Origin of the sequence: Psychrobacter faecalis (assembly GCF_016107575.1) — a bacterium.
In the GTDB taxonomy this organism is placed as follows: Bacteria; Pseudomonadota; Gammaproteobacteria; order Pseudomonadales; family Moraxellaceae; genus Psychrobacter; species Psychrobacter faecalis.
Genome location: NZ_JABAST010000085.1, coordinates 1 through 863 on the forward strand (window position 1 = coordinate 1; position 863 = coordinate 863).

At 46.0% G+C, this 863-nt stretch carries 1 protein-coding gene; it reads left to right on the forward strand.

Annotation, left to right across the window (positions count from 1 at the left end; translation table 11 throughout):
* Nucleotides 1-69: 69 nt before the first annotated feature.
* The coding region (locus tag JFC07_RS13020) for an IS30 family transposase (RefSeq protein WP_198329224.1) at nucleotides 70-863 on the forward strand (794 nt) is incomplete at its 3' end.

Genomic DNA, 863 nt, shown 5'->3' on the forward strand with positions numbered 1-863 from the left:
AGGTGAAAAAAAGACCTAGATGCGCTAGCATCAAAGTTTTTATCCACCGACCAAAGTGAGATTGCAACCATGAGCTATACACATCTAAGCCTAGGTGAACGATACCAGATTTATGTCCTTAAAGGGGCAAAACATAGTATTAATTTCATAGCGAGGGCGTTAAACAGAAGTCCCAGTACCATATCAAGAGAGCTTAGGCGTAATAAAAGCCTACGAGGTTACCGAGCAAAGCATGCTAATAACAAGGCTTGTGACAGACGGGCTAACAACGCCACAACTATTGTGGCTGACCTCTGGGCATGGGTGACAGACAAGCTTAAAGAGAACTGGAGTCCTGAGCAAATATCTGGCGTTCATGCTGGTATCAGTCATATGAGCATTTATCGCTATATTTGGCGTGATAAGAGGCAAGGCGGCACATTGTGGCAGTGTCTCAGACGTAAAGCAAAACCATACCGGCAGCGTCTAACCGCTGAGACTCCAGGCCCTATCAATGACAGAGTCTCGATTCATGAGCGCCCTTGTATTGTTGAAGAACGCTCACGTATTGGAGATTGGGAAGCGGATACCGTTATCGGTCAGCATCACAAGCAAGCGATTGTCACGCTCGTTGAACGTAAAACGGGGCTATTGAAGATGAAGCGTGTGGGTCATAAAACGGCACAGCAAGTATCAGAGGCAATGATAGAACTCTTAGCGCCAGTGAGGTTGCAGGTTAAGACCATTACCTCTGACAATGGTAAAGAGTTTGCTCAGCATAAGAAGGTGAAACAAAAGCTCTTTAGCCCTTTCTTCTTTGCCGATGCTTATGCGTCATGGCAGCGAGGAACCAACGAGAATACCAATGGCCTTATCAGAGAGTA